The organism is Snodgrassella sp. B3882, from assembly GCF_026535915.1.
GTDB lineage: Bacteria > Pseudomonadota > Gammaproteobacteria > Burkholderiales > Neisseriaceae > Snodgrassella.
Map to the genome: position 1 here is coordinate 1,153,258 of NZ_JAFNPF010000001.1, position 23,319 is coordinate 1,176,576.

The following is a 23,319-nucleotide window of genomic DNA, read 5'->3' on the forward strand; positions in this document are numbered from 1 at the left end:
GTATGTTGCTGGTAAATGGCATAACATGGCTTGTAAAGATGTAATTAGTCTTGACTGAACTAAATGATGCTTATCTTCCGATGCTGCTCGATCTTGAGGGTCCGTTTCAGAAATGTTTAAACGGGTGGCTATGTGCCGAGAGGTAATCATGATCTTGTGAGAGACTAAAACCTAGAGGTTTGATTTCTTAACTGAAGTATAGAGATTAGCCACTAAGAACAATCAATAGTGATTCATTTTTTGATCGAAGCAAAGAGATTATTACTGCAAAATAATATTTAATGCCATTACATCGTAAAGTTGCCACAAAACCATATTGTTGGTCATTACGTTAAAAAAATAAATATAAAAAAATATTTGAGGCTTGAACCTCAACGGAGCACAAATTCATGAGCCATTTTTTAGACAGACTTAATTTTTTACGTAAAACCAAAGAAACCTTTTCTGCCGGTCATGGTGCAGTGGTGGCAGAGGGCAGAGATTGGGAAGAAGCCTATCGGCAGCGCTGGCAACACGATAAAGTGGTGCGCTCTACTCATGGAGTCAATTGTACTGGTTCTTGTAGCTGGCGAGTATTTGTCAAAAATGGGCTAATCACATGGGAAATGCAGCAAACAGATTACCCGCGCACGCGAGCTGACTTGCCCAATCATGAGCCTCGAGGGTGCCCACGTGGCGCATCTTATAGCTGGTATGTGTATTCTGCCCAACGGGTAAAATATCCGATGATTCGCGCTTCTTTACTGCGTATGTGGCGCGAAAAACGTCAGAGTATGGGCGCGATAGCTGCATGGCAAAGCATTACTCAGAATCCCGAAAGTGCGAAAAAATATAAATCTGAACGTGGTCTGGGTGGTTTCGTGCGCTTGGACTGGAATGAAGCATATGAAATTATCGCTGCAGCCAATGCCTTTACCATCAAAGAGTTTGGTCCTGATCGAGTAATAGGCTTTTCACCCATTCCGGCAATGTCAATGGTGAGCTATGCTGCCGGTTCGCGCTATTTGAGTCTAATTGGCGGGGTGCCGTTGTCGTTTTACGACTGGTACTGTGATCTACCTCCGTCCAGCCCGCAGACATGGGGCGAACAGACTGATGTGGCTGAATCTGCTGACTGGTACAACGCGAATTATTTAATGGTATGGGGCTCTAATGTCCCCATGACACGTACTCCGGACGCGCATTTTTATACCGAAGTTCGCTATAAGGGTACAAAAACGGTTGCGGTGTCATCTGATTATGGCGAAATGGTGAAATTCAGTGACATTTGGTTGGCACCGAAACAAGGTACAGATGCTGCGCTGGCCATGGCGATGGGGCACGTGATTCTGAAAGAATTTCATTTGCATAACCCATCAAATTATTTTGTTGATTATTGCCGTCGTTTAACTGACATGCCTAATCTGGTGGTTTTGCATCAGGAAAACGGACGCTTATTGCCGGGTTATTTTTTACGAGCCAGTCAAATTGCCGATAATCTCAATGAAACCAATCATCCAGAATGGAAAACGCTGGTTATCGATGAACATACAGGCGATATTGTGGCACCAAAAGGGTCAATTGGGTTTCGCTGGGGCGAGCAAGGAAAATGGAACCTCAAAACAGAAAATTCCAATAATGCAGAAATTCGTGCGCAGATTTCGCTGGCTGAAAATGCGGATGCAATCATGGGTGTTGCTTTCGATTACTTTGGTGGCGAAGATGCAACCGACATTATTATTAAAAATATACCGGTAAAAAAAATAATTGGTGCCGATGGGCAAGAAATCTTGGTAACCACAGTCTTCGATCTGATGTGTGCCAATTATGGTATCGACCGCGGTTTTGGCGGAGATGGCGTGACAGATGATTACCTGACTGATGTGCCGTATACCCCCTTGTGGCAGCAAAAGCATACCGGAGTAAAACCGGAGTTAGTGATTCAAGTAGCGCGCGAATTTGCACTTAATGCGCATGAAACGCATGGCCGCAGCATGGTAATACTGGGTGCCGGTTTAAATCACTGGTATCACATGGATATGGCGTATCGTGGCATCATCAATATGCTGATGATGTGTGGTTGCATAGGACAAAGTGGAGGGGGCTGGTGTCATTACGTGGGACAGGAAAAACTGCGCCCACAATCTGGTTGGGCACCGCTGGCTTTTGCCACTGATTGGAACCGACCATCACGCCAAATGAATGGTACTTCTTTCTTTTATGCTCATACCAGTCAGTGGCGGCACGAAAAACTGCATATGGCTGAGGTGATGGCACCGACTCATGCGGGGCAAATGGCAAATATGAGCCAATTGGATTTTAATGTCAAAGCCGAACGCATGGGGTGGTTGCCATCGGCGCCACAATTAGGCTGTAATCCGCTTGATATCACGCGAAAAGCCAACCAACAGCAACAAGATCCGATAGCTTTTACGGTTGAACAGCTTAAAACTGGTCAGTTAATGATGGCAAGTGAAGATCCAGATAATCCGCAAAATTTCCCCCGTAATCTATTTGTATGGCGGTCAAATATTCTGGGTTCCTCCAGTAAAGGACATGAATATTTTCTCAAATATCTGCTCGGCACACAAAATGCCCTCATGAGTGATGAAGGCGATGCCATTAAACCCATAGACGTCAAAGTACGACCCGCAGCTGAAGGCAAGCTTGATCTGCTTACAGTGCTGGATTTTCGCATGTCGACTACTTGTCTCTATGCCGATATAGTGTTGCCAACAGCTACTTGGTATGAAAAGGATGATCTGAATACTTCGGATATGCACCCGTTTATTCATCCGCTCAGTGAAGCAGTGAAACCATTATGGGAAAGTAAAACTGACTGGGATATTTATCGCGGATTGGCCAAAGTATTTTCAGACTTATCAAAAGATTATCTGGGTGTGCGACAGGATCTGGTGTTAACGCCGTTAATGCATGACAGTCCAGAAGAATTGGCTCAACCATTTGATCCTAAAGACTGGAAGTTGGGTGAGTGTGAAGCCGTGCCGGGCAAAACCATGCCCAGAATGACCGTAGTCGAACGGGACTATGGCGCAATCTATGACAAATTTACTTCAGTCGGACCCTTATTAGAAAAAATAGGTAATGGTGGCAAAGGCATTACCTGGCAAACCACGGAACAAATAGATTTATTACGTCAGCTCAATCATACCCAGCAAGAAGGTGTCGCCGCAGGTCAGCCAAAAATCTACAGTGCGATAGATGCAGCAGAAATGATTCTAACGCTGGCTCCGGAAACCAATGGACATGTAGCGGTTAAAGCATGGGAAGCATTATCCCAAAATACCGGTATTGACCATACTCATTTAGCTAAAGCTCGTGAAGATGATGCCATTCGTTTTCGTGATGTGCAGGCGCAACCACGTAAAATTATTTCGTCACCAATTTGGTCAGGAGTGGAAAGTGAAAAAGTCAGCTATAACGCCGGCTATACAAATGTGCATGAACTAATACCCTGGCGCACACTGACTGGTCGACAGCAGTTTTATCAGGATCATCAATGGATGCGGCTATTTGGAGAGGGGCTGGTATCTTACCGCCCAGCGGTTGATTTAAAAACTACTCTGAATGTGCAGGGACACCAAAGTAATGGCAATCCGGAAATCGTTTTAAATTTCATTACTCCACACCAGAAATGGGGTATTCACAGCACTTATTCTGACAATTTGCGCATGCTTACATTGTCACGTGGTGGCCCACATGTCTGGCTATCTGAAATCGATGCCCAACGTGCCGGTTTGCAGGACAACGACTGGGTAGAAGTATTTAATGTAAATGGAACCCTGACCGCACGAGTGGTTGTCAGCCAACGCGTGCCTGAAACCATGATCATGATGTATCACGCGCAGGAGAAAATTGTTAATGTCCCTGGTTCTGAAATTTCGGGCAAGCGTGGTGGAATTCATAATTCCGTTACCAAAGTGGTCATGAAGCCAACGCATATGATCGGTGGGTATGCACAGCTTTCATGGGGCTTTAACTACTACGGTACAGTCGGCACCAACCGTGATGAGCTGGTGGTGGTACGCAAAATGAATAAAGTGGATTGGCTGGATCAACCAGCAGAAAAACCGCTGGCAGAATAAGCAAGGGACACACTCATGAAAATACGTGCACAAATCGCAATGGTGTTAAATCTGGACAAATGTATTGGCTGCCATACTTGCTCAGTAACCTGTAAAAATGTCTGGACCAGCCGTGATGGGGTGGAATATGCATGGTTTAATAATGTCGAAACCAAACCAGGTATTGGTTATCCTAAAAATTGGGAAGATCAGGAACAGTATCAGGGTGGCTGGGTAAGAAAGAGCTCTGGTCAAATCAAACTGAAACAGGGTAATCGATTGAAAATTTTGGCGAATATTTTTGCTAACCCCAATATGCCAGCTATTGACCAATATTACGAACCCTTTACCTACGATTATGAACATCTGCAAAACGCTCCTCTGATGCAGACACCACCTACAGCTCAACCAGTATCAGTCTTAACCGGCCGCAAAATGGATAAGATTGTATGGGGACCAAACTGGGAAGATGATTTGGGTGGGGAATTTGCTAAACGGTCTAAAGATAAGCTTTTTGATGGTATCCAAAAAGATATTTATGCTGCTTTTGAAAATACCTTCATGATGTATCTGCCACGTTTGTGTGAGCATTGCCTTAATCCTGCTTGCGTGGCCAGTTGCCCGTCCGGTTCGATTTATAAGCGCGAAGAAGATGGCATTGTACTCATAGATCAGGACAAATGCCGTGGCTGGCGCATGTGTGTTTCCGGCTGTCCGTATAAAAAAATTTATTATAACTGGGTGGCTGGTAAGGCCGAAAAATGCATATTTTGTTATCCGCGTATAGAAGGCGGTCAACCCACCATTTGTTCCGAAACCTGCGTTGGCCGTATCCGCTATCTGGGTGTCTTACTTTATGATGCCGATCGCATCAGCGCCAGTGCTTCCGTAGAAAATCCACAGGATTTATACCAGCAGCAACTGGATATTTTCCTTGATCCGAACGATCCTGAAATCGAAAAACAAGCATTGGCACAAGGTATTTCGGCAGACTGGATAGAAGCCGCAAAAAATTCACCGGTATACAAAATGGCGGTGGAATGGAAAATAGCCTTTCCGCTGCATCCTGAATACCGGACATTGCCCATGGTATGGTACATCCCGCCATTATCTCCCATTCAGTCTGCGTTGGAATCTGGAGTGGTAGGTCAGAATGGTTTGATTCCGGAAATTAAAGATATGCGCATCCCCATCGAATATCTGGCTAACTTGCTAACAGCTGGTAAAACAGAACCGATCGTCAATGCGCTACAGACCATGGTTGATATGCGCAAATACATGCGCAACAAATCTATCTACTCTGACGAAAGAGCGCAGCAATTGATGGATAGCGCGCGATTAAGTGCGGAACAAATTGAACAGATGTATCAGATTATGGCTATCGCCAATTATGAAGATCGTTTCGTCATTCCAAGTGCCCATCGAGAATGGGTCGACAATACATTTGCGGAAAAGTCAGCTTGTGGCTTCTCTTTTGGTGAAGGCTGTCATAACGGACACAGTCAACAGAGTCTTTTTGGCACTCGTAAAGCTGCCCCGATTGTTTTTCACGGTCTGCGTAAGAAAAAAGACCGTCAATCAGTTTAAGAGGATGATAAATGTATAAAATATTATCCATTTTGCTAAGTTATCCGCGCCAATATTGGCTTGATCATGTCGACCAATTACATGACGCTATTAGAAAAGAGGCAACACCAGAACAGGCTGCAGCGTTAAATCCCTTTTTTTCCCATTTACGCGAGCACGATGAGATTAGCCTACAGGAAATTTATGTCAATACATTCGACCGTAGTCGCAACCATTCCTTGCATCTGTTTGAACATCTTCACGGCGAAGACCGTGCACGTGGGCAAGCAATGGTAGATTTACTCGCAGAATATCAAGCGCGCGGACTGGAACCCGACAATAACGAACTACCGGATTATCTGCCTTTATTTTTGGAATTTTTATCTACCATTGAACTGGAACAAGCACAAAATTTTATGACTGATGCGGTGCATGTGATTAATTACATAGCTAAGAATCTGCATAAAAACCAATCTGTTTATGCTGAAGTAATGGATGCAGTGGTTGCTTTATCACCAGTGGCTGCGCAACCCTTACAAGCGGCGCCAGTGCGAAATATGGACGAAGCACTGGAAAAATTTGGACCGACTGCAGAAGGGTTGGAACCATTATTGCATCAACCATCAGTGCAGGAAGTGCAATTTTTCCGCCAAAACACACACAGTTAAGCCGGGAGACATCATGTATTATCTAAATCAATTTATTTTCGGCATCTATCCATATATAGCTGCTAGCGTCTTTTTTCTAGGCAGTTTGATCCGGTTTGACACCAACCAGTATTCTTGGAAATCTGAATCAAGCCAGCTGTTATATCCGCATCTTCTGCGTACTGGCAATATTTTGTTCCATATTGGCATTTTGGGGCTTTTTTTTGGTCATCTAGTTGGCTTGCTAACCCCAGTTGCCGTATGGGATGCGCTAGGAATCAGTCATCAAACCAAGCAGCTAACCGCAATGTATGCTGGCGGTTTTATGGGTCTACTGGCATTAATCGGTATACTCATCCTACTTCACCGTAGATTTAGTTGTGCGCGTTTATTAGCCAATAGTAGCTGGCGTGATAAATTAGTTCTATTCTGGATATTGATCACGCTGTGTCTGGGTCTGGGAACCATTCATGTATCAGCCCATCATCGAGATGGTTCAGAAATGCTCATCCTGATGCAGTGGGCACAACACATAGTAACATTCAGAAGTGGCGCTGCTGACCTCATAGCCCATGTTCACCCGATATTTAAACTCCATTTGTTTATGGGGATGAGTTTATTTGTGATATTCCCATTTACCCGATTAGTACATGTCTGGAGCGGGTTTGGCACATTAATTTATCTCAAACGCCGGGCACAACTGATAAGAAGCCGTCGTTATTAAATAATTTATCAGTTTATACTCATATAATTGCCGTGATGACAAACACATCATGGCTAAAATGCGCTACAGATTTTTTACCAATATCAATAACCAAAAACCATACGCTGTTTTAAATGCTGGATAAGATCAAATGAGTGACAGATTTAATTTGTATCTACTATTTAACCAATTGGTTAGGTATAAATTTTAAATTTCTCAACCACAACACCGCAGATTTTGAACTGGCTTGTCATAGCAATAATTGGATAACGAGGATTTAATGGTTTTAAATAATGTCTGCTACCTTCAATAATTAACTGTTTCAGCATGGCTTCTGCTTCATTTTCATACACAATAATGAAATTTTTATCCTGTGGTTCTAATTCAGGCTCAACAATAATGAAGTCACTCGAAACAAATTCTGGCTCCATGCTGTCGCCTAAAACCTTTAACACAAATGTTTTGTCACTTGGTTTATAAAATGCAGGAGTTAAAATATATCTGTCGGCAGTTAAATCCGCACAACTTTGCTGCCACTTGCCAGCTTCTTCCCAAGTCAGTAAAGGCAATTTGACATTACAGTAATCACTTCTGGATGGTTCAACAGAGGAAATACCGAAATGTTCTGGAGTGACCACATCGGCAAAGTATGATATCAGCTTGTCAATATGGGTTTTATTTACTCTACCTGTTTTTATCCAGCTGGTAACAGAGGGTGGCTTAATGGCGAAAGCCCGAGCAACATCGGCTTTACGTACCCCTTTTAATTTGATGGCCGCATCAATAGCTTCACCCAATTTTTTCCCGCTAAACATAATTTCCCTTTTTTGTCCTAAAAAAAATTTAATGACTAGTTAAATTAGTGCATCTATGGATTGTTAAAATGGTTAATGCTCTTTAATAGCTATTCTCAATTTACATTTCATGGTTTCTGAGATGACTAATATGATAAATATTTTTTAAACTTAAAATTTTGACAAGAGTTATTTTACCTATTCAATGTATAATATTGATTTTGAAACTATAACTGCAGCATAAATTTAAAGCTAAAACCATATTAGAGATTAAAATATTTAATTAAATATTAAAATTTTAATGTCAAATTAAAACTTATTATACATAAAGTAATGTTAATAAGCATTAAGATTATGTTGGTAATTCCTTTCTTTGCAACGAAAACAATGAAAAAAAAATTTTTGGAAATTTTGTCTAAAATCCTAAATTTTCAGTTAATTTAATATGTTATATACATATTAATTCAGTTCAAATGGATAATACCATCTGGTTTTTCGTTTACTAATCTATTACATAATTAATATACGTTTACGAATTATCTATATAAACCTAATCAATGGCAAGAATAGCAAATTAATTAATACTAATGGTTTGATGATGTATTTTTTTACAGATAAAATAAACGTTTATCATGAAAAATAATCTCATTTTTTTGTTAATAGGATATTAATGGTTTTTTATCACGCAGACATTTTCTATCCAGGACATTTTTACTATAAGGAAAATCTGCTTGTATTAGTTATCATTTTTATATGATGTTAAAATATAAAATTGATAATTTTCAATATATTGAATATTAAAATATTAATGGAAATGATTATTTCGCACAATACTATATTGAACGTCATCAGCATAATAAAGAAGAATAAGACTTACTATGATCCAAATATAAAAATGCAGGTAAGTTAATATTATTTGATTTATGTCAAGTATTTTGCGGGATTTCAGGGGGATTTTTGTCGGAAATAGACACAGTTTTTCGCTGAATTTCGGTTTAAACCACACTTTCTTACTCCGATTTTGGTCATAAAGTTGAAATTTACATCCTGACTAAGCATTAAAATATTTATTTTATGCTAATTCAATTAAATTTATTGTTTAATGGCTAATTGCCTCTAATATTCTTTAGTGATTGCCTATTAAATAAGTAAGAACTAATCATGTCACTGCAAAAAAAATAATTTTAATTAAATATAATCAAGTTTTTAAGCAAAAATTATGCTGAGACACCAATGAATCAAACACTTTTTCTTTGTAGAATTGGGCGCGATAAAATATTACTTTAGAATCAATGATGGAATCTGAAAAGTTGGACGCAAACTCGGCTACATACAATAGCGTTTTTGAGCTTGGTTACGGGCATGTTAGCAATAATGGTATTTTTTAATGATAGTGTTTACAGACAACTAAACTTTTATCTTAAATTTGATCAATGATATCTGATTTTTACATCATTTATCTCCTACCCATATATATTGGATAACAGATGGGAATGGGTTAATACCTCTTAGCTCAGCCCATAGGAATGATAAAAGAAAATCGAGAATAAAAGATAAAAGAACCGATTTCTTGCTATTAAATTGAAAAGTTTGCTGCGAGAGAATTAAAACGGTTGGGACAATTGCTGAACCATAAAAATCTACTTATTTAAATTAAAATATGGTGCAGAAAGAATATTGAAGCAGTAATGTTAAAAAAATATGAACGGTTTAGTGGCCAGTTAAAATGACCCGCAATATTATAGAAAGGAAACACCGACCACCAGCCATGTGCAAGTGCAGGAGTTAAACTTCTTCGTAGATGATTTTGATTTATAATTTTCAATATTTATTTATTATCCTACGTTATAAAAATGATACTTAAAAATTAAAAAAGTTAAATATGGAAGACAAATCAAATAAACTTGCTTTTAAAAATAACTGTCAGAAATTAGAGGAAGAATTGAGTAAATGCTCAGTATCACAGATTAATGAACCGAAAAAAGGGTTGCGATTTACTCCAATCTTTTTTTTGTTTTAGCAAGTGCAATTGAATCCGCAAAACTGCTTATAAAATATGGGGCAAATGTCAATGCGTTAGATGTTTACGGTAGACCACCGCTTTATTACATCGGAGACACTAGCCCCGTACCGAGCGCAACTGCAGGAAACCGCTTACAGATTGCCAAACTATTGTTGGATAATGGGACAGATATCAATATCACTGATACCTCTGGAAACCAACCGTTAGGTTCTGTAGTTCATAATGCTGGTATCACAGGCAAAGAAGAGCTTCCAATTGTTGGTACATAGTGCCGATCCTAACCGCAAAAATAACTATGGCAGAAGCCCTTTGGATATGGCAACCAAACCTATGATAGAAATATTTGAAAGCCACAAAAAATAAAAAAACCAGCATGTGTTTACGCCAAAATTTTGAGGCAATTATAAAATACGACTTAGACAAACGCGTTTTAGAAAGGATGATAAAAAACGAGAGGAAGTACACAGTAAACGTATAAGAGAACAGATTCAATTCATATGATAAATTTGACCAGTGATAATAAAAATACTATATTATTTCAAATAATTTAAAAATATGAATTAAATAAATAATGCGTAAAATATTACATCAACTAATACTACGTCTACGCCAAAAATTTAGAGGCACTCCCAAACACGACCTACATAAACTCGCTTTTAACCGAGATTATAAAAAACTAGAAGAAGTACTGACTAAATGTTCAATAGAACAGATTAATGAACCGGAAAAAGGGATGAAATGGACGCCTATATTTATTCCTGTTTCAGATGGTTTAGTTGAATCAGTAAAACTGCTTATAAAATATGGGGCAAATGTCAATGCGTTAGATGTTTATGGCAGGCCCCCACTTTATTACATCGGAGACCCTGGTATCGTACCGAGTGCAACAGCGGAAAACCGCTTACAGATTGCCAAACTATTGCTGGATAACGGGGCAGATATCAATATCACTGATACCTATGGAAACCAACCGTTAGGTTCTGTTGTTCATAATGCTGGTATAAAAGGCAAAGAAAAAGATGAGCTACTAATTGTTAAACTGTTTATGGAACATGGTGCCGATCCTAACCACAAAAATAACTATGGCAGAAGCCCTTTGGATATTGCAACCAAACCTATGATAGAAATATTAGAAAGCCACAAAAAATAAACAAAAGAGATGAAATGATGGTGGAGGCGGGGGGAATCGAACCCCCGTCCGAAAGTCCTCTACAGAGCGATCTACATACTTAGTCTTGCCAACTTGAAATCTTATTTCCAAACCGCCGACAGACAGGCTGTTTGAAAACCAGTTGCCTTAAATCTTATTCAGTGCTAAGCAACACAACACTAAACCAGCCAATGTAAATGTCGTTGCGGTGAGTTACCTCACACGGCCCATCGGCCAACCGTTGCAACGTTTAGCCTTAAGCGGCTAAAGCGTAAGATTCGTCGTTTGCGACTATATAAATTCAGGGTTTAACGGGTATCTGAGACCCCGGTATGCACGCATCTGCTTTGCAACCCCCGTCGAAACCAAGGTCGCCCCCAGATGCAAGTTGTAATTATACTTTTTTTTTGGTTATATGCCTAGTAACAAAAATCAATTGAGTTTGCTCTCTTTGTTGTTAACCATGTCTGGTTAAATATTTCAGTACCAAACTTGCATTGATCTAAATAGGTCATTAAGTTCCAACGCAATGGCATGCAAGTGACCTTTTAAAAATCAATCTAAAATAAATTAACAAGTTGTTCATACCTAAAAATGCTCATTTTTTTTATATTAGCCTGTCTAAAATTCCAGATTACGTTTAGCCTGACTTCAAGCCATAAAAGAGGAAAGTGAAGTCCTATTCTGTGGTTAAACACATTAATTTCAAAGTGAACAAGACAAGACCTCAACCAATCAGATGCTGCAATGACTTTTGGTTAATGGCTAACTAAATAGTTTAAAGTCTCTTAGTTCCTGCAATTGATGAAGATTCATTATTAAACACGATTTTAAGTTGGTTGAGTTTATTTATGGATTTAAGACTAAGGGTTTAATCTTGATCGAGCTGGGAATAATAGAATTGTGGTTGCAAAAAATTGTTTGAAACAAAGAATGACCACGCGCGATGCCTAAATGTCGGTTCACTGTAGCTAAGCTCTTGACCAAGAAGTATCGATGTAGATGGCATTGATTTATAATGGCTCAGGCTCAATTCGATAAGAATGCTGTTATGTACGATGTGAATACCCATGATGTGCGCTATTTTTTTGCTGAAGTATGGCGGCAGCGCCAGCAGCCACAGTTACTGAATGCATTACAACAAAAAGCGTTGCGAATTATTGCTGCACATACTGAATATGCGCCGTATTTAGAAAATGTGGAGCAGTTTCTGAACCGAACCTGGCGACCAGAGGAGGGCGAAACCAACCCTTTTTTGCATTTGTCGTTACATTTATCAGTTCAAGAGCAAGTGGCGATTGATCAACCTGCAGGCATTGCGGCTATTCATCAACGTTTATGTGCACATTATGCCGGTGATTGGGTAAAAGCAGAACATGAGATGATTGAAGCATTGGCGGAAACACTCTGGCAGGCACAGCGCTATGGACAAGGGCTTGATGTGAACGCTTATATGACGCGCCTACGGAGTTTGGTGGGCTTGGGGCAGGAAGATAACGCGCGTATTAATCCGCATGAAGTTGGGCAAATAACAGCTAATAAGGATTGAATTTACTCCAGTGCAGTTTATGATTTAATGTAGTAATTGATTAAGTTGTCTGGTTGGCTACTTGGCAGAGTGGGCAATTGTATATAGTGTTAATGATTGATAAGCGAGGATGAACATGTCTTTTTGGGCAGGTCATGCAAATGCAATGTTGTTATTGGTGTTTGTTGCATTGGGTATTATTGGCAATAACCCTTCAATAACGATTTCAGCTCTGATTATTTTACTGGTGCAGCAAACTCCATTGTTTAAATTTGCGCCATTGCTGGAAAAATACGGTTTGCAGCTGGGAATTATGCTGCTGATGATTGGGGTTTTAGCGCCATTAATTACAGGGAAAGTACCGGCGGCCCAAATCGCTGCATTGTTTACCAGTTGGAAAACTGTGGCAGCGATTTTGGTTGGCGCGGTGGTGGCGTGGTTAGGTGGACGTGGCATTCAGTTGATGCAGGTGAATCCACCCATTGTCACGGGATTGATGATCGGGACGATTATTGGGGTTGCTTTTTGGCGCGGAGTGCCGGTTGGTCCATTGATCGCAGCCGGTATGTTGTCATTGTTTCTATAGTGAATGATCATGGTACTTGCCATAAGCGGCTGCTATGGCTATAATGCGCGCTTCCATGCTCACGGAGAGGTGGATGAGTGGTTGAAGTCGCACGCCTGGAAAGCGTGTATACGTTAATAGCGTATCGAGGGTTCGAATCCCTTCCTCTCCGCCACGTCACTCGAACGTTCTTGACGAATATATCTTTATTACAAGATTAATTTCTAATCTATTAAGCATAAAGTTTTATTAAATCAGACTTGCGTATTCCTATACTCAATAAAATACTTATATGTATTGAAATCTGCTGCGAGCAGGTGGGCAGATTAAACCATCTATTTTTTGATACATGTACCGCTTACCTTGTTACGCTGTATTAAGATTTTGTGCGCCATTTTTCGATGCGGTCAATTCAAGGCTTGCATTAGTTTATGATTATTGTTACTAAGTCAAATATGGGACTTGAATAGCCCTGTCTGTCAATGCATGAAAAACCTTACCAAGAGCTTTAAGACCTCAGTTCATTGCTCGTCCTTGCGAGTTGCTGATGCACTTGGCCGGAGCTAAAAATGGTTTTATGTGTTCGAGATGCATAAACCAAACATTATTTTAGATATGTTAGCAATTGATCCAGCTTTGAGCGATTCTATATATGATCAAGATTAAATATGTTATTTGCATTAATAAATGGCAAAAGTTAGTTTGTCTTTATATTTGCATTTTAAAGATTTAAGTTCCGTTCAAACATCTACATTATTCCGAAAGCAGCATTTAGCTTCTTGGAAGAATGGGACTGATTGAGTCAAGAATCAAAGTAGTAACAGAGTAATAGTGCATTAAATAGACAGTTTTTTCGTTAGTATATACATCTGACTTAACTGATGATTAATGGATTTTTGCCAGTTGTTATCTTAATGTCTAAATCAGGTATTCCAAAAATTGAGAGTTATTAGCAAAGCTAAAATACTGAGCAAAATTTAGACCAAGGAATATCTTGATATTTGGATCAATATCACCATATCTTTACTTAAATATATTAACATTAACAATCAATCCAGCAGATTATAATAAATCATCCGGTTGATTACATTAGATAAATTTTAGCAGAAAAAATTTCATATACCGTTGAATTCTATGTATTTAACTATTTACTGTGTAAATAGTTGGTGTCATAAAAATAATGAATATTAGAGATGATTAATTGATGAATTTCTTTGAACTCAAGCCTTCGGATATTTCAAACCTAAATGATGCTGACCTAAGAGAAATGGTTGCCAGGCTTTGTGAAGCTGAACTACATGACCAAAAAATACAGCGTTCTTGTATTTTATGGGGTGGGGCGCAAGAAGCTGCTGATGGAGGACTGGATATTCGCGTAAAAAGCGAAATTCCCTTATTAAACCCCGGCTTTGTGCCACGTAAAAATACTGGTTTTCAAATAAAAAAAAGCAGTATGGGCAAAGCAGCTTGCAGAGAAGAAATGCTTATGAGGGGAGAAGTAAAGGAGGTGATACGCAGTTTAATCGAGCAACAAGGGGCTTATATCATTGTTAGTGGCAAAGATGATTGCTCGGATAAAATGCTAACTGATCGTATTAAGGGTATGCAGTCTGCTATTGAAAATATAACTAGCAAGGAGCAGATTTTTCTTGACTTCTATGGTAGGGATCGACTGAGTGCTTGGCTAAGACAATATCCTAGCGTTTCCTTATGGGTTCGTTCGAAATTAGGTGGACAATCTGTATCTGGATGGTTTCCTTATCAGAGATGGGCTGGAACGCCTAAGGAAATGGATGATGAATTTTTGATGGATGAACATCTATGTGTCACTGACTTAAATTCTCGGCATAAAAAACCTATGTCCATAGCCAGTGGTATTAATTTAGTGCGTGAAAAGCTAGGTAAATCTGGTGCGGTGATAAGACTAATTGGGCTTTCAGGAGTTGGAAAAACGCGATTTGCCCAAGCACTTTTTGAAGAAAATGTCGGTGAAAATCCACTACCCAAAACCAACGTAATCTATGCTGATCTTGGTAATGAACCTACGCCATCAGTTTTGAATCTGGTTACTTACCTAAAAACAAATGATTGTACATGTTATGTTGTATTAGATAACTGCCCGCCAGAGATCCATAGGACAATACAAAAGGAAGTATCTCATCGAGCAAAATTAAGCCTTCTTACGATTGAATATGATATTTCAGATGACCAACCTGAGGAAACAGAAGTAATAAATATCGAGCCCTCAAGTATAAGAATTATTAGTAAACTCGTTCTGAAACGATTTCCATTTCTTGGGCGTGTAAACGCAGACAAGGTTGCCGAGTTCTCTGGCGGCAATGCCCGTTTAGCTATTGTATTGGCTAGTCGAGTAGAGGCAGATGAAACTTTAACCAATTTTTCCGATGAAGAATTGTTCCGAAGAATATTCAATCAACGAAAAGGCAAATCTGATGGTTTGCTGGAGAGTGCTGAAATTTTATCATTAGTCTATTCATTTAATATATCTTCGAATGAGTATAATGATGAACTTAGCGTTCTTTCTCAAATTGGAGGGTCAGATCGCAAAAAGCTATATCGTGATCGTGCTGAACTGTTTCGGCGGCAGCTGGTTCAACAACGCGGAGAGTGGCTAGCGATATTACCACATGCTTTAGCTAATCGACTGGCACGTCGAGCTCTTCAAAACATTCATCCAGATCAGATTAATGCGGAGTTGTTAAAAGCAAATAACAGGCGACTCTTTAAATCATGTGCTCATCGTTTAGGATATTTACACGATTTTGAGCCTGCTCAAACCCTTGCCAGTTCTTGGCTGAAAAATTACGAACCATTTCATGATATTACACAATGCAATGCAGAAGAATTAACTATCCTAGAATATATTGCCCCAATATTCCCAAATAAGGTATTATCCCTTATAGAAAATGCCTCAATAAGTTTAGACTTTTACTTAAGAAATCACCATCATTTAAAAATTATTGTACGCTTACTTCGCAAACTTGCATATGAAGATCAGTATTTTAATCGTGCGGCTGAATTGATTTTATTTTTTGCAAAATCAGAAATAAAAGAGGGAACAAACCTTGGGATAGTTTCCTCTTTGGCGGGGCTATTCTCTTTATTTATTTCAGGTACACAGGCTAAACCAATTCAAAGATTTTCCTTTGTTGAAAAAATATTAGATTGTGATGGTGTGTGGCAACGTGAGATTGCAGAGGCTATTTTTCATTCTGCATTTGAGACAGTTCATTGGACTTCATCTGAACAATTTGATTTTGGTGCTCGTCAGAGGGATTTTGGGTGGCAGCCAGAAACTGTTCAAGAGCAATTAGATTGGTATGCCGGTTTTATTAAGCTATTGATACCATTCTTTGACTCAAACGATGAATCTAAAATTAGTTGGGCAGAAGGCATACTGGCGAAGAATTTTGAGCAACTCTGGCAATATGCTGGTTGCTATGATGTTCTCGAGGATATTGTGAAAAGACATGGCGTTGCTGGTAAGTGGCCTGGTGTTTGGAAGGCTATAAAAGAAACCATTCATAATCCTGAAAACAAGCCAAGTCCTGAAATATTAAGTAGGCTAAAAGAATTAGAGAGTTTAGCTGCACCAACTGATCTATATTCCGAGATTGAATACTACGCACTTACTAATACATCGGATCACATTGAGCTTTGGTGCGAGAATAAGGAAAATAAATTAGAAGAACTTTATCAGAAAATAGAAAAATTAGGGGAGCTTACGGTAGCAAAATCAGAATATCTGAAACGCTTAGCACCTAAACTGTGGCTGACCCCAAGTAACGCCCTTATTATGTTTGGTAAGGGATTAGCGAAAGGTTCATTAGACCAAACTTCAACCTTTGAAACACTTATCTATTTAATGCAGCAGCAAAAGTTGGCAGAAGTTCAATCTACAGTTTTTCAAGGCTTTATTACAGGCGTTTATGAAACTAATCCTCTTTTATCGCGCAAACTTCAATTGTCAATATTAGATGTTCCAGAACTAAAACCACATTTTATCAAAATTTTGCTGACCACACCTAAAGCGTCTTGGAAAACAGACAAACTTATTGAATTAACAAGAATGGAAGAATTAGAAATATCAAGTTTTAGGGACATGCAATTTTATTTAGAAAATTATTTTGAAGAAAATGAATTATCAAAATTGCTGCTTGCTATAAATGATTTAAAAGATGGAATATATGTAGCCTCTAGGTTATTGTATTTACGATTATTAGCAAAAACTGCAAGCAAAAAATTATATGCTATTGGAAAACATATTATTGTAAAACTGCTTTCATTGCCACGAGATGAAGAACACATTCAAAAGATTGGGAGTAGAGAAATAAAATTTTTAATAAATAACTGTTTGCCTAAATCGGCAACAGAGAATGAAGTACGTAATATCATCGACCTGCTGTGTAAAAATGTTGAAAAAAGTGTTGAAACAGTAAGCCTTACTTTCAGTTATTTTGAAAAAAAATTTATAAACTATTTAATGGGGCATTATGCAGAATACGTTTTAGACCGCATATTCTTGATTAGCGAAAGTAGTGAGAAGCTTGTAGACTGTCTTTTTGTTCAAGATAAAACATTTGAAGAAGTTTCACCGATAAATTTATTATCTATTGAGCGCGTATTAAATTGGTGTAATGGAGATCAAAATAGAATTCAAAGAGTGGCAAGCTTGGTATCACCTTACATATGCTTAGATAAAAAATCTCGACTGCCAGAAAAGTCAAAAGAAGTAACTCTTAGTCCTCATATTAAAGCACTTTTTGATGTGGCTGAAGATAAAACTGCTATGGTAGAGACTATATTCGATAATACTATACTCAATAAGACTATAATGAAAGGCTGGATAGGGTCGCTAGCAAATATTTTAGAAGAAAGATTTCAGGCATTTGCTGAGTTATTAAATCATCCTTCTTTTGAGGTGCAAAAAATTACGAGGGATAAGCTTATTGAGTTAAATAAGAAAATAGATGATCAAAGAGAGCTTGAGGCAAAAGAGAATAGTCAACGAGAGCAAAAGTTTGAGTAATCGTATTTGAAATTTTTTATTCAGACCATCGTTTTATGTTTACTGTTTGATTATAACGCTAGCCAAATTAATTTATCTAAAGTGCCATGCATGTAATCAAAAGTTAGACTAGCGTAATGATGGTATTGTATTTTGCCAATATTGTATTCATGGCTTAGCTACAATCTCTTAACACTGAGGCAGTTCTGTCGGTGGAAGTTTGCTAATAAGCTTTTCAAATAACCTATTTGCTCTCAGGTGATTTGCTAGGCGGTTAATTTATTCAAAAATATCATAAAAATCCTCATATTAGCAGTTTAAAATCGTAGTCAAAAAAATTTGGTATGATAATTGGTTTCTATCTATTACCTTCAAGCTTCAGGGCGAATCTTATCTTTCTGATGTGTTGCTATGATCATGTTTATTTAAAACTTTAAGATGAACCTCGCTTAGAAGAAATCTTAATTATGTTGCATGGTCTGAAAGCTATATGCTTGTTTCAGTCATCTGAATATTGGCTAGCGATGTTTGCGCTGGTTAAATAACGCAGGAATAAAGTCCAGAGCTGAGTAAAAAAAATATTTTGGAAAAACAGGTTATTAAGATAATTTAAATCTAAAATTTAATTAAACGCTTGATTTAATCAATCGTTTAATTAAAATAGCAGGCATGATTTAAGCAAAGGTTTTGGCATGAATGATAAATATAAGGATGTTGAACGTGGAGATGCCACTCGCAAGGCATTGATTGATGCGGCAATAAAGGTGTTTGCTCGAGATGGCTTTCATGCGGCTAGTACACGGGAGCTTGCTAATGCAGCCAATGTGAATTTGGCGCTGATTAACTACTATTTTAAAGGAAAACAAGGGCTGTATTTAGCGGCTTTTGAGGAAATTACCACCCAGATAAAAAGTGAAATAGTTCCGGTAGAAGACAAGATTCGCCTCTGTCTAGAAAGACATGATTGGTCGACTTTGGATATGGATGGAAGGAAGGAAATTCTTTTGCCGTTGTTACTGGAGATGGCAAATGTATTTTTGCAACTACTGACCAGTGATAAAACCAAAGAGTGGGCGCAATTGATTATGCGTGAACAGCAGGAGCCTACAGCTGCTTTTGAATATGTGTTTTCAACCTTTATCAGACCGATGCTGACGCAAATTATTAGTTTGATAAAAGTTTTGCGTAATACTGATGAAGATGAGGCTGCAATGATCACGTTCAGTGTTTTTGGGTTGCTCGTTGTCTGGCGAGTGGTCCGTACGGGTATTCTGAGACGAATGAACTGGACAACAATTGGTGAGGAAGAATTGCAGAAAATATTGCCAGTTGTGCATCGCAACATTATTGCGTTGGTCTTTGCCTGAGGGAGAATGAGCATGATTAGCAGAAAACGGATGCTGACTGTTGTGGTTGTCGTTATCGCTTTAATTGCCTTGTACTCAGGATGGCATTTTTATCAGGCTGCCAGGCAGCCGCTGACGCTTTATGGAAATGTTGATATCCGCGAAGTGAATATGGGTTTTCGTCAGCCAGGCCGTCTGATGTCGGTAAAAGTGAAAGAAGGTGATAAGGTTAAAAAGGGGCAAATATTGGCGTTGCTGGATGATGTGCCTTATCGCCATGCATTAGCTCAGGCTGAAGCTGAAGTGGCAAAAGCGCAGGCAGAGCTGCAAAAACTTGAAGCCGGAAACAGACAGCAGGATATCAAGGTAGCAGCTGCTGCAGTAACAAAAGCACAGGCGGTGTTGCAGCAGAGTGAAGCGGATCTAAAGCGTCAGCAGCAATTAGTTAAAGCAGGTGATGCAAGTGAAAAAACGCTTGAACAGGCACGTAGGGATCGGGATGTAGCGGTTGCGTCTCTGGCTTCCGCACAGCAGACTTTATCGCTACAAAAATCAGGAGCAAGAATTGAAGAAATTGCGGCAGCGAGGGCGAACTTACAAGGTGCTCAGGCAAAGTTGTCGCAAGCGCGTACGGCATTAAATGATACGGTGCTGAGTGCACCGGATGATGCAGTGGTGATGAGCCGTGTGCGGGAACCGGGCAGTATGCTAAGTACACAGGATGCGGTGTATACGCTGTCGCTACGCAAGCCAGTATATGTTCGTGCTTATGTTGATGAACCCGCTTTGGGCAAAATTGCGCAAGGGATGCGGGTTTTTATTTATACGGATTCTTCGGCTAAAGTTTATTCCGGCCAGATAGGTTTTATTTCACCACGTGCAGAATTTACACCTAAATCTGTTGAAACCACAGATTTACGTACAGATTTGGTCTATCGGCTCAGAATTACTGTGTTGAATGATGATGATGCGCTGAAACAGGGTATGCCGGTGACGATTCGTTTTGACTCAAAGGGAGTGTGATATGTCTGATCAGCCGGTGATCGTTCTTGATCATGTCTCCCGTTACTTTGGCGAAGTAAGGGCATTACATCAGGTTAATGCGGCGATCTATCCCGGGCGATTAACGGCATTAGCGGGTCCAGATGGCGCCGGAAAAACGACGTTGATGCGGTTGATGACCGGTTTGTTGCAGCCGGCTGCCGGTCAGATCACTATTGCAGGCTTGGATACGGTGAAAAATGCGGATTGCATAGCTCAGTATGTTGGTTATATGCCGCAGCGCTTTGGGTTATATGAAGATCTAACGGTGCTGGAAAATATGAAGTTATATGCGCATTTGCGTGGGTTGAGTGCTCAATCCAGTGAAAAGACATTTAGCCGTCTGTTGGCATTTACCCGTTTGCAGCCTTTTTCTCATCGACTTGCCGGTCGGCTTTCCGGAGGTATGAAACAAAAGTTAGGGCTAGCCTGTGCCATGATGGCTTCACCCAAAGTATTACTGTTGGATGAACCCGGTGTGGGCGTGGATCCGGTTAGCCGACAGGATTTATGGCAAATGGTGGCTGAGCTGACCGATGAAGGCGTTGCCGTTGTCTGGGCGACTGCTTATTTGGATGAAGCAGAACAATGCGAAGCGGTGCTGTTATTAAATGAAGGAGAGTTGGTTTTTGCTGGCGAACCTCCAGCGTTGACTGCAGCATTAAGCGGACGAAGTTACCGCATGAGTGGTTTTACACAGGATCGTCGTCAGCTTTTAACTCAGGCATTAAATTTGCCCAGTGTCTGTGACGGTACGATTCAAGGCGCATCTTTGCGATTAGTACTCAAAAAAGGGCAGGACAGAAAACAAATCGATGAACTAGCGGCAACAGTTGGTGGAGAAATACAGGCTGTTTTGCCCAGATTCGAAGATGCATTTATTGATTTACTTGGCGGAGGACCGGCTGGAACTTCAGCGTTGGCGGCAACAATGTCGTCTTTTCCGGTTTTGGCTTCGGCTGCGGTGGAATGTATTCATCTGACCAAAAAATTTGGTGATTTTGTGGCCACCGATGATTCCAGTTTTCAGGTGAAACAAGGAGAAATTTTTGGATTGCTTGGCCCTAATGGTGCTGGTAAATCTACCACATTCAAAATGCTGTGTGGTCTGTTGCGTCCGAGCAGCGGGCAAGCACATGTGGCTGGAATAGATTTGAGCCATGCCACGAAAAAAGCCAAGTTGCAACTGGGCTATATGGCGCAGAAATTTTCGCTTTACGGCTTGTTAAATGTGGAGCAAAACCTGAATCTATTTGCGGGTATGTATGGTTTAAGTGGGTTCATTAAGCAGCAGCGCATTGAGGAAATGATTCATATTTTTCAGTTAACACCTTACCTCAGACGTTCGCCGGATGAGTTGCCTTTGGGTTTTAAACAGCGGCTGGCTCTGGCCTGTGCGCTAATGCATCGTCCGCCGGTTTTGTTTCTGGATGAGCCTACTTCTGGCGTAGACCCCGTCACCCGTCGGGAATTCTGGATTCATATTAATGGGATGGTGCAGAAAGGGATGACGGTGATGGTGACGACACATTTTATGGATGAAGCTGAATATTGTGACCGTGTGGCATTGATGTATCAGGGGCGATTGATTGCTTTGGATACACCTGACCGGCTTAAAGAAAAGGTACGTGTCAGTGAAACCGAAGAACCGACCATGGAGCAAGCATTTATCCGTCTTATTGAAGCAGTGAATTGTGAAGATTCTGCTGAAGCTAAAACTTGCACGGAGGCTGTATGACACCAAACAAAAGTGCAGGTAAGAACCGTCTCGCTGCTCTGATTTATAAGGAAAGTCTACAAATTGTGCGTGACCCTTCAGCAATATTTGTTGCTTTTGTGTTGCCAGTGATTTTGTTGCTGTTGTTTGCTTTTGCTGTTTCGTTGGATGTACGTAAAGTTCCGGTAGGTGTGGTGCTAAGTTCTGATACGCCGACGGCACAATCGCTGGCGGCAGCTTTTTCTGGTTCACGTTACTTTGCTGTTTTGCCTATGCGTCATACGCAGGAAGCAAAATCAGCAATTATAGCCAGTAAAATAAGGGGTTATGTAGTGATTCCGGCTGACATAGAAACCCGTCTGCATAGTCGGACTGATGATGCGCTGATTCAGGTGATTGCCGATGGGTCGCAACCTAATACCGCAAATTTTGTCACCGCCTATGCGCAAGGCATTGTTTCGCTGTGGCAGGCTCAGCATGGTTATGTTTCTGTCGCTCCTGTCTCTGTACAACCGCGTTTCTGGTTTAACGCTGAGTTAGAAAGCCGGCGTTCACTGATTCCGGGTTCGATTGCCATTATTATGACTATGATTGGTACGTTGTTAACGGCATTAGTGGTGGCCAGAGAGTGGGAGCGTGGGACGATGGAGGGATTGCTGTCTACGCCGGCAACGATTACAGAAATACTACTGGGTAAACTGTTACCGTATTTTGTGCTGGGTATGCTGGCGACACTTGGTTCAGCACTGCTGGCCGTTTTTGCTTTCGATGTACCGCTAAGAGGTAGCTGGCTGGTATTGATGCTACTGGCAGCCGTGTTTTTAATTCCGGCTCTGGGACAGGGGTTGGTGATATCAATATTAGCTAAAAATCAGTTTATCGCCGCGCAATTGGCTGCATTCACGGGTTTTTTGCCAGCGTTTATGTTGTCCGGCTTTTTATATGAAACAGACAGTATGCCGTGGCCGATCCGATTGATCACTCATATTATTCCGACGCGTTATTTTGTTGAAGCGCTGCAAACGGTTTTTTTGGTAGGCAATGTATGGTCGCTGTTATTGACCGATATGCTAGCCATGCTACTCATTGGCGGTCTACTGTTTATGTTGGCTCGAGCAAAATGTCATAAAAGTCTGGAGGGATAAG

The 23,319-nt window shown here is 40.2% G+C and carries 14 protein-coding genes, 1 tRNA gene and 1 other RNA gene; 14 read left to right on the top strand and 2 right to left on the bottom strand.

All coding sequences use genetic code 11. The features are described from left to right. The first annotated feature begins 389 nt into the window (after window positions 1–389). From J3U68_RS04915 to narI, 4 genes are read left to right on the top strand one after another with little or no spacing between them, the layout of a single operon-like run. Complete coding sequence (locus tag J3U68_RS04915) at window positions 390–4,085, top strand: nitrate reductase subunit alpha (RefSeq protein ID WP_267375224.1); 3,696 nt, start codon at window positions 390–392, stop codon at window positions 4,083–4,085. Window positions 4,086–4,100: 15 nt separating this feature from the next. Next, complete coding sequence (narH, locus tag J3U68_RS04920; RefSeq protein ID WP_267375226.1) at window positions 4,101–5,651, top strand: nitrate reductase subunit beta; 1,551 nt, start codon at window positions 4,101–4,103, stop codon at window positions 5,649–5,651. Between the two features lie 11 nt (window positions 5,652–5,662). Next, window positions 5,663–6,298 (top strand): nitrate reductase molybdenum cofactor assembly chaperone, encoded by a 636-nt coding sequence (gene narJ / locus J3U68_RS04925; RefSeq protein WP_267375227.1) that lies wholly within the window; start codon window positions 5,663–5,665, stop codon window positions 6,296–6,298. Window positions 6,299–6,311: 13 nt separating this feature from the next. After that, a complete protein-coding gene (narI, locus tag J3U68_RS04930) occupies window positions 6,312–7,001 on the top strand; it encodes a respiratory nitrate reductase subunit gamma (RefSeq protein WP_267375228.1) in 690 nt (229 codons plus the stop codon). Window positions 7,002–7,174: 173 nt separating this feature from the next. Here narI and J3U68_RS04935 read toward each other — a convergent pair whose 3' ends face one another. Beyond that, window positions 7,175–7,795, bottom strand: coding sequence for a LexA family protein (locus J3U68_RS04935; protein ID WP_267375229.1), 621 nt, complete (start codon window positions 7,793–7,795; stop codon window positions 7,175–7,177). 2,088 nt (window positions 7,796–9,883) lie between these two features. On the opposite strand from J3U68_RS04935, the gene J3U68_RS10665 reads away from it, so the two are divergent. Further along, window positions 9,884–10,066: an ankyrin repeat domain-containing protein gene (locus tag J3U68_RS10665; RefSeq protein WP_416384656.1), complete on the top strand. Its 183-nt coding sequence runs from the start codon at window positions 9,884–9,886 to the stop codon at window positions 10,064–10,066. A gap of 302 nt (window positions 10,067–10,368) precedes the next feature. Beyond that, complete coding sequence (locus tag J3U68_RS04940; RefSeq protein WP_267375230.1) at window positions 10,369–10,947, top strand: ankyrin repeat domain-containing protein; 579 nt, start codon at window positions 10,369–10,371, stop codon at window positions 10,945–10,947. Between the two features lie 18 nt (window positions 10,948–10,965). Here J3U68_RS04940 and ssrA read toward each other — a convergent pair. Continuing rightward, window positions 10,966–11,326, bottom strand: a transfer-messenger RNA (tmRNA) gene (gene ssrA, locus J3U68_RS04945). Window positions 11,327–11,998: 672 nt separating this feature from the next. On the opposite strand from ssrA, the gene J3U68_RS04950 reads away from it, so the two are divergent. The 8 genes from J3U68_RS04950 to J3U68_RS04985 all read left to right on the top strand — a co-directional run bounded on the left by J3U68_RS04950 (window position 11,999) and on the right by J3U68_RS04985 (window position 23,318). Further along, a complete protein-coding gene (locus J3U68_RS04950; protein ID WP_267376214.1) occupies window positions 11,999–12,496 on the top strand; it encodes a DUF1841 family protein in 498 nt (165 codons plus the stop codon). A 109-nt stretch (window positions 12,497–12,605) separates the two neighbouring features. Next, on the top strand, window positions 12,606–13,061 hold the full coding sequence (locus J3U68_RS04955) for a DUF441 domain-containing protein (RefSeq protein WP_267375231.1): 456 nt from the start codon (window positions 12,606–12,608) through the stop codon (window positions 13,059–13,061). A gap of 63 nt (window positions 13,062–13,124) precedes the next feature. Further along, window positions 13,125–13,215 (top strand) — tRNA-Ser (locus J3U68_RS04960). 1,029 nt (window positions 13,216–14,244) lie between these two features. Beyond that, on the top strand, window positions 14,245–18,090 hold the full coding sequence (locus J3U68_RS04965; RefSeq protein ID WP_267375232.1) for a hypothetical protein: 3,846 nt from the start codon (window positions 14,245–14,247) through the stop codon (window positions 18,088–18,090). 671 nt (window positions 18,091–18,761) lie between these two features. Beyond that, on the top strand, window positions 18,762–19,436 hold the full coding sequence (locus J3U68_RS04970; protein ID WP_267375233.1) for a CerR family C-terminal domain-containing protein: 675 nt from the start codon (window positions 18,762–18,764) through the stop codon (window positions 19,434–19,436). 12 nt (window positions 19,437–19,448) lie between these two features. Then, window positions 19,449–20,438 (top strand): secretion protein HlyD, encoded by a 990-nt coding sequence (gene hlyD, locus J3U68_RS04975; protein WP_323811426.1) that lies wholly within the window; start codon window positions 19,449–19,451, stop codon window positions 20,436–20,438. Between the two features lies 1 nt (window position 20,439). After that, window positions 20,440–22,194 carry an ATP-binding cassette domain-containing protein gene (locus J3U68_RS04980; protein ID WP_267375236.1) on the top strand — a complete coding sequence of 585 codons (1,755 nt, stop codon included), beginning with the start codon at window positions 20,440–20,442 and terminating at the stop codon, window positions 22,192–22,194. Continuing rightward, window positions 22,191–23,318: an ABC transporter permease gene (locus J3U68_RS04985; protein ID WP_267375237.1), complete on the top strand. Its 1,128-nt coding sequence runs from the start codon at window positions 22,191–22,193 to the stop codon at window positions 23,316–23,318. Before J3U68_RS04980 ends, J3U68_RS04985 begins: the two co-directional genes overlap by 4 nt. The last annotated feature ends 1 nt before the right edge of the window (window position 23,319 follow it).